Consider the following 6,995-nt stretch of genomic DNA (forward strand, 5'->3'; position numbering starts at 1 on the left):
GGTCACGAAAGGCCTTGTCCGAACCAGTCTTCGATAAAGCGTTCGTAGATTTGCGTCAGCGTCTCGAGGTCGGCAAGCGTGACGCGCTCGTCCACCATATGCATGGTCTTGCCGACCAGCCCGAACTCGACCACCGGGCAATAGTCCTTGATGAAGCGCGCGTCCGACGTGCCGCCGGAGGTGGAGAGCGCCGGCCTCTTGCCGACCACTGCCTTGACCGAACCGCTCAGCGTATCGATCAGCCTGTCGTCGCGGGTGAGGAAGACATGGCTCGGCCGGTCGCGCCAGACAAGCTCGTAGTCGACCGGCGCCTTCTTGCCCGGCCGGTATTTCTTGCGCCCGGCGGCCTGGTCGAGCCTGTTGTGGATCTCGGCCTGAATCGTCTCGGCGTCCCAGGTGTCGTTGAAGCGGATGTTGAAAATGGCCGTCGCCTTCGCCGGGATGACGTTGGTCGCCGCATTGCCGACATCGATCGACGTCACTTCGAGATTGGTCGGCTGGAAATCCTTCGTGCCCTTGTCGAACACCGGATGGAGCAGCGCGTCGACAAGGCTGATCAGGCCACGCACCGGATTGTCGGCAAGCTGCGGATAGGCGACATGGCCCTGGCGACCGTTGGCGGTCACGCTGCCCGACAGCGAACCGCGCCGGCCGATCTTGATCATGTCGCCGAGCGCGTCGGGATTGGTCGGCTCGCCGACGATCGAGGCGTCCCACTTCTCGCCCTTGGCCGCCGCCCAGTCGAGCAGCTTGGTGGTGCCATTGATGGCCGGGCCTTCCTCGTCGCCGGTGACGAGCAGCGACACCGAGCCTTTCGGGCCGCCATTTTTCGCCACCTGGCGCGCAACCGCGGCGATGAAGCAGGCGATGCCGCCCTTCATGTCGACGGCGCCGCGGCCGTACATCTCGCCATTGGCGATTTCGGCGGCGAAGGGCGGATGCGTCCAGGCCGCCTCATCGCCCACCGGCACAACATCGGTATGGCCGGCAAACATCAGATGCGGGCCGTTGCCCGAGCGCCGCGCATAGAGGTTTTCGATGTCCGGCGTGCCGTCTTCCGAGAAGATTGGACGCTCGACCGAGAAGCCGAGCGGCTTCAGCATGTCTTGCAGCGCCGCGAGCGCGCCACCCTCGGCGGGCGTCACGGACGGGCAGCGGATCAGGGCGGCAAGATTCGCGGCGGGATCGGTAGGCAATGTCATGGGCAAAGCGATAGTCGAAAGCGTTTGTCGTGTCACGGTGGCAGATGATCGCCGCTCATGCTGCCGACAATATGGTTTTCATGACGGTAAATGCATGCCGCCCGCAAGTGTGCGGCGGTTCTGGGAGAACGACATGCATAATAGTAAGGTGCCGGCCACGCGAGGACGAATGCATGGCCCGTGAAACGAGAACGATCGCGATAGCCGGCGCCGGCAGCATCGGCTGCTACGTCGGCGGCTGCCTGGCGCTCGCCGGGCGCAAGGTCGTCTTCCTCGGCCGCGGCCGCGTCGTCGCGGCCATGCGCGAAAGCGGGCTGCGCGTCAGCGATCTCGACGGCCGTGACCGCCGCATCGAAGCGCAAGCGATTTCGGCCACCGACGATCCGGCGGCAGCACTCGCCGGCGCGGATGTCATCCTGGTGACGGTGAAGAGCGGCGCGACCGGGGAGATGGCCGGGCTGGTCGCCGCCCACGGACGCCCTGATGCCGTGGTGGTCAGCCTGCAGAACGGCGTCGACAATGCGGACAGGTTGCGCGCCGCGCTCCCTGGACGGCCGGTGTTGACCGGCATGGTCATGTTCAACGTCGTCCTGTCGCCCGACGGCGGGGCGCCGTTGCGTGCGCACCGCGCCAGCCAGGGCGAGGTGATGAGCGACGACGGCGTCGACGGCCTCGTCGATCTGCTTAACGTCGACGGGCTTGCCGTCGAAGCGCGCGCCGACATGAAGGCGGTGCAGTGGGGCAAATTGCTGATGAACCTCAACAATGCCCTCGTCGCGCTTTCCGACCTGCCGCTGGTGAAACAATTGGCCGACCGAAGCTGGCGCGTCATCCTGGCTGGCCAGATCGATGAAGCGCTCGCCGCGATGCGAGCGGCGGGCATAGCGCCGGCGCGCATCACCGGCCTGCCGCCATCGCTGCTGCCGAAAGTGCTGCGGCTTCCCGACTGGCTGTTCGGGCTTCTGGCGCGCCGCATGCTGGCGATCGACCCTCAAGCCCGCTCGTCGATGTGGGACGACCTGAAACGCGGCCGCCCAACCGAGATCGACGAATTGCAGGGCGCGGTCATTCGCCTGGCCAGGCAAACGGGCGTCCCGACGCCGCTCAACGAACGCGTCACCGCGCTGGTGCGTCAGGCGGAAGCGGAAAAGCGCGGTCCGCCCGGTCTCGGGCCGGAAGCGGTCGGCGGCGGTCCTCGATCAGCGTGATCTTCTGCCAGATCTTGCGCGACAGGTTGGAGCTCAGATTCTCGATATCGTTGACGGCGTTGACGACGACATCGTCATTGACCGATTGCGCGAACAGCGCCGCGACCTTGCCGGCGATCGACAGCATTTCGGAGCAATAGTCGAGATAGCGCGCCAGGTCGGCCGCATCGGTGATGCGGGCGGGCGAGTGCGAAGTTGGCTTGAAATCGGCCGACAAAGTCGCCGGATCCTTGGTCAATTGATGCATGTCGATGACATGGATCAGCGAGCGCAGCCCGTGCAGCTGCCGGAAAACCTTCTTGCGCTTGATCGGCTCCTCGGTGCGGATCAGCGCCAGCAGCCCGAGCACTGCCAGGATGACCGTGTTGATCGTCGCCTCGATGCCTTGCATCGACTGCACGGCGTCGTCGGCGCCCGAAATGCGGTCGAGCGGCAGGATGGTGCCGACGAACAGGAATATCGCCACGCCGGCGACGAAGGCCGCGACGATGACGCCGCGCAACCACCAGATCGGCGCTTCCAGTTCCCTGGCGGCCTTGGCGAGATCTCGCGACAGCGACACCAGTTCGGCGGCAACGGCGCGCAGGCCTCTTTCCGGGAAACGCTCCGCGACGCGCTCCTCCAGCCTTTGGGCGGTCTCGATGATCCGCGTCGGATCGAGCGTGCGATAGCGCATGCGACCTCAGCTATCGCCCGGCGCGTTGGTGCGCCTGCCGTAGCGGTTCGGTCCGGGATCGCTGCGGAAACAGGCGAGGATGATAAGCAGGATGGGACCGATGATGAGCGAGATCAGCGCAAAATAGGTCGGCTTGCCGAAATCATGGAAGCGCTTCGCCGTCACCGCGAACGTGGCCCAGGCTGAGATCAGCAGCACGCCCCAGCATATCATGGCCCAATTCTGGCTAGCGGTCGTGTTCAGCTCCACCCGCGCGAACTGGTAGAACGGGAAAAACTGGACAAGGACCAGCAAAATCCCGGCCAGCGCATAGGCGACCGGGCTCAGCCGCCCCGAAAGGCTGAAGAACAGCCAGAAGAATTGCGATCTTTCAGCCAATGGCGTCCGCTCCGTCGTGGACGATCAATCGCGCAGCAATTCGTTGATCGAGGTCTTGGAGCGGGTCTTGGCGTCGACGCGCTTGACGATGACAGCGCAGTAGAGGCTCGGGCCCGGCTCGCCATTGGGCAGCGGCTTGCCGGGCAGCGATCCGGCGACGACCACCGAGTTCGGTGGCACCTCGCCGTAAAAAGCCTCGCCGGTGGCGCGGTCGACGATCTTGGTCGACTGGCCGATGAACACGCCCATGCCGAGCACCGAGCCTTCGCGCACGATGCAGCCTTCGACCACTTCGGAGCGCGCGCCGATAAAGCAATTGTCCTCGATGATGGTCGGGCCGGCCTGCATCGGCTCCAGCACGCCGCCGATGCCGACGCCGCCGGAAAGATGCACGTTCTTGCCGATCTGGGCGCAGGAGCCGACCGAAGCCCAGGTGTCGACCATGGTGCCGGTATCGACATAGGCCCCGACGTTGACGAAGGACGGCATCAGCACGGCGCCCGGCGCGACATAGGCCGACCGGCGCACGATCGAGGACGGCACGGCGCGGAAGCCTGCCTTCTCGAAGTCGACGGCGCTCCAGCCGTCGAACTTGGACGGCACCTTGTCCCACCACACGGCCTGGCCGGGACCGCCCTTGATGATCTCCATCGGGTTCAGCCGGAAGGAGAGCAGCACCGCCTTCTTCAGCCACTGGTTGACGTGCCACTTGCCGTCGTCCTGCCGTTCGGCGACGCGGGCGACGCCGCGGTCGAGCAGGTCGAGCGCCGACTGGATGGCGTCGCGCGTCTCGCCGCGCGTCGCGGTCGAAATCGTGTCGCGCTCCTCGAAGGCCTTCTCGATGGTCTTTTCGAGGCTCGCCAGATCGGGCTTCGACATGATTTCGCTCCATTACCAAGCTGTTAAGGGGCCACGCCTTAACCTGTTTAAAAGTCGCGCGGACCCTATGTTAAGGCTCAATGGGGGTCAATCGCGCCTGCGGCACGGGACGGCGCAAGTGAAGGAATGGACGGGTGGATTCGATGACTCCCATGGAAAAGGCAGGGTGGACGCCGCTGCCGCATTCGGACGAGGATCTGGAGCGCTCGAAAGGCGTGCCGGATACCCCGCAGACGCGTGCCGAGACCTACCGGCTGGCCTGGAACGATCCCGAGTTCATGACGCGTCGCGAATTGCGTGCCGTGCGGCTGCAGCTCGAGCTTCTGAAGCCGGAAATGATCCTGGCCGAACGCGGCATTCATTCGACCGTCATCCTGTTCGGCGGCGCCCGCCTGCCGGAACCCGGCGGCGAAGCCTGGGCGGCCAAGAACGAGACCCAGAAGAAGAACCTCGAGGCGAACAGCAAATATTACGAGGAAGCGCGCAGATTCGCTCGCCTGTGCTCGCAGCAGTCGGCCACCTCCTATTATCGTGAATATGTCGTCGTCACCGGCGGCGGCCCCGGCGTCATGGAAGCGGGCAACCGCGGCGCCGACGATGTCGGCGCGCCGTCGATCGGCTTGAACATCGTGCTGCCGCACGAGCAGGCGCCCAACGCCTATGTCACGCCGGAGCTCTGCTTCAATTTCCACTATTTCGCCGTCCGCAAGATGCATTTCGTCATGCGCGCCAAGGCGGTCGCGGTGTTTCCGGGCGGCTTCGGCACGATGGACGAGTTCTTCGAGACGCTGACACTCATCCAGACGGGACGCATGGAGCGCGTCCCGGTCATCCTGTTCGGCAAGGCGTTCTGGCAAAGGGCGATCGATCTCGATTTCCTCGCCGAGCAGGGCACGATCTCGCCCGGCGACCAGGACATCATCGATTTCGTCGACACGGCCGAAGAGGCCTGGGAGATCATCCGCCGCTTCTACAAGTTGTAGGAACTGATGAATTGAAGAACTGAAGAATTGGGGAAAAAGGACCTCCGGATCGTTCGTCTGTTCTCCAGTTCTTCAATTCCTCGGTTCTCCAATTCCTCTACCCGGGACGGCATCCCGGCCCGGTCTGCCTACACCGGCAGCTCGACCAGCCAGCCATTCGAGTGCGCGAAACGCACGATGGCCGCCCGTGAGTGCAGCGCGAGCTTCTCGGTTGCCCTGGTGCGGTAGGTCTCGATGGTCTTTATGCTGAGGTTGAGCCTGGACGAGATTTCCTTGTTGCTGTAGCCGAGCGCCACCAGCTGGATGACCGACCGTTCCCGTTCGCTGAGATTGCCGGGATCGCCCTGGGTGGCGCCGCGCGGGCTCAATATGCGCGCGGCGAGCGCCGGATCGACATAGTTGTCGCCGGCCAACACGCAGCGAATGGCCTGCAGCAGGTCCGTCGCCGTCGACCGCTTGACCACGAAGCCGCGGCCGCCGGCCGCCAGCACTTGGCGCAGGCAGCCTGGGTCCTCATGCGCCGTCAGCGCTATGCAGCTGACCTCGGGAAAGCGTTCGCCAAGCCGTTCGATCAGCGTGACCCCGTTGACGCCGGGAAGCGATATGTCGACCACGGCGACATCGGGTAGCGTCTTGCCGATCCCTTCAAGGGCATCCTCGGCATTTCCGGCCAGTCCGACGATCGTCAGATCGTCCTGGCTGTCGATCATCGCGCCGACCCCCGACAGGATGATCGGATGGTCATCGACCACGAATATGCGCCTGCAGCACACCTTAACCTCCATCAGTCTGCCAAAGGCCCTGTCACGCGGAAAGGGTCCTCTTGTCCTTGATGGTCTAGGCAACTGGCCCGCCTGGCGCGGGACGCCCGTCTGTTCTGGCGGCCTGAACGGCCGCAACGGGTAAGCCATCCCCCGCCTAACCCAATGAAGCCGGACTGTAAGCCACCGCTAATGTCCGGGATGTGCAGCGCTTCACGTAACCCACCTGACGCCGAAGATGCCGTTTCAGACTTGTTCGCGTCTTGTCGGCCGGACCGTCGATCAGCCGGCCAGAGGCACATCGGCGTAAATGGTGGTTCCCTTGCCCCTGGCGGTTTCAACCGACAATTTACCACCAACCAGCGCCAGCCGCTCCCTCATTCCGGCAAGGCCCAAATGGCCCGGACCAGGTTCGGCGCCGGCGTCGAAGCCGCGGCCGTCATCCTCGATCGTCAGGCGTATCCGATCGTCCTGGATGTGCGCCGTGACGCTGACGCGGCTCGGCGCGGCATGCTTGCCGATATTGGTGAGCGCTTCCTGCGCGATGCGGTACAAAGTGAGCGCGATCTCGGCAGGCGGCGGGCTCGACAGGGCTTCAAGATCCATCTCGCATGCAATGCCAAGTTGGCCGCAAAGCATGGTAGCCAAGTCCTCGACCGAAGCTCTGAGGCCTTGGCGATCGAGGTCCGCGGGTCGCAGGCTCCAGGCGGCGTCATGCACCCTGGCGCTCAGCTGGTCGATAAGCATCGCGGCGCGCTCGAGGCGGGCGTCCATCTCCGGCGAGCCGGCGCGAACGATGTGCAATTCGAGCGCGACGCTGGCGAGCAGCTGGCCAAGATCGTCATGCAGCTCGCGCGACAGGCGCAGGCGCTGCTTTTCCTGCACGGCAACCAGATGCCGCGCCAGAC

At 64.7% G+C, this 6,995-nt stretch carries 8 protein-coding genes; 2 read left to right on the forward strand and 6 right to left on the reverse strand.

The annotated features are described in order from the left end of the window. Positions 1 to 2: 2 nt before the first annotated feature. Positions 3 to 1,202, reverse strand: a complete 1,200-nt coding sequence (gene dapE, locus FJ980_RS17485; protein WP_140544850.1) for a succinyl-diaminopimelate desuccinylase — start codon at positions 1,200 to 1,202, stop codon at positions 3 to 5. Positions 1,203 to 1,375: 173 nt separating this feature from the next. Here dapE and FJ980_RS17490 point away from each other — a divergent pair, with 173 nt between their 5' ends. Then, complete coding sequence (locus FJ980_RS17490) at positions 1,376 to 2,410, forward strand: 2-dehydropantoate 2-reductase (protein WP_140544852.1); 1,035 nt, start codon at positions 1,376 to 1,378, stop codon at positions 2,408 to 2,410. On the opposite strand, the gene FJ980_RS17495 is transcribed toward FJ980_RS17490, so the two are convergent. Genes FJ980_RS17495 through dapD form a run of 3 tightly spaced genes read right to left on the reverse strand, consistent with a single transcriptional unit; the run spans position 2,319 to position 4,343 of the window. Next, on the reverse strand, positions 2,319 to 3,086 hold the full coding sequence (locus FJ980_RS17495) for a hypothetical protein (protein ID WP_140544854.1): 768 nt from the start codon (positions 3,084 to 3,086) through the stop codon (positions 2,319 to 2,321). The genes FJ980_RS17490 and FJ980_RS17495 overlap by 92 nt on opposite strands. A 6-nt stretch (positions 3,087 to 3,092) precedes the next feature. Continuing rightward, a complete protein-coding gene (locus FJ980_RS17500; RefSeq protein WP_140544856.1) occupies positions 3,093 to 3,464 on the reverse strand; it encodes a DUF805 domain-containing protein in 372 nt (123 codons plus the stop codon). A gap of 24 nt (positions 3,465 to 3,488) precedes the next feature. Beyond that, positions 3,489 to 4,343, reverse strand: a complete 855-nt coding sequence (dapD, locus tag FJ980_RS17505; RefSeq protein WP_140544858.1) for a 2,3,4,5-tetrahydropyridine-2,6-dicarboxylate N-succinyltransferase — start codon at positions 4,341 to 4,343, stop codon at positions 3,489 to 3,491. Positions 4,344 to 4,486: 143 nt separating this feature from the next. Between dapD and FJ980_RS17510 the strand changes: the two genes are divergently transcribed. Continuing rightward, a complete protein-coding gene (locus tag FJ980_RS17510; protein ID WP_095769522.1) occupies positions 4,487 to 5,326 on the forward strand; it encodes an LOG family protein in 840 nt (279 codons plus the stop codon). 128 nt (positions 5,327 to 5,454) lie between these two features. Here the strand turns inward: FJ980_RS17510 and FJ980_RS17515 are convergent, their stop codons facing one another. Together FJ980_RS17515 and FJ980_RS17520 are read right to left on the reverse strand one after the other, a co-directional pair. Beyond that, entirely contained in the window at positions 5,455 to 6,078 is a 624-nt protein-coding gene (locus FJ980_RS17515) for a response regulator transcription factor (RefSeq protein WP_246673605.1), read from the reverse strand. Between the two features lie 291 nt (positions 6,079 to 6,369). Next, on the reverse strand, positions 6,370 to 6,995 hold a 626-nt coding region (locus FJ980_RS17520), incomplete at its 5' end, for a sensor histidine kinase (protein WP_140544862.1).

The organism is Mesorhizobium sp. B1-1-5, assembly GCF_006443065.1.
Classification (GTDB): Bacteria; Pseudomonadota; Alphaproteobacteria; order Rhizobiales; family Rhizobiaceae; genus Mesorhizobium.

What these genes read in the sequence shown, in the direction of transcription:
- dapE (WP_140544850.1), bottom strand. Translation starts at nt 1,202, where the DNA reads ATGACATTGCCTACCGATCCCGCCGCGAATCTTGCCGCCCTGATCCGC.
- FJ980_RS17490 (WP_140544852.1), top strand. Translation starts at nt 1,376, where the DNA reads ATGGCCCGTGAAACGAGAACGATCGCGATAGCCGGCGCCGGCAGCATC.
- FJ980_RS17495 (WP_140544854.1), bottom strand. Translation starts at nt 3,086, where the DNA reads ATGCGCTATCGCACGCTCGATCCGACGCGGATCATCGAGACCGCCCAA.
- dapD (WP_140544858.1), bottom strand. Translation starts at nt 4,343, where the DNA reads ATGTCGAAGCCCGATCTGGCGAGCCTCGAAAAGACCATCGAGAAGGCC.
- FJ980_RS17510 (WP_095769522.1), top strand. Translation starts at nt 4,487, where the DNA reads ATGACTCCCATGGAAAAGGCAGGGTGGACGCCGCTGCCGCATTCGGAC.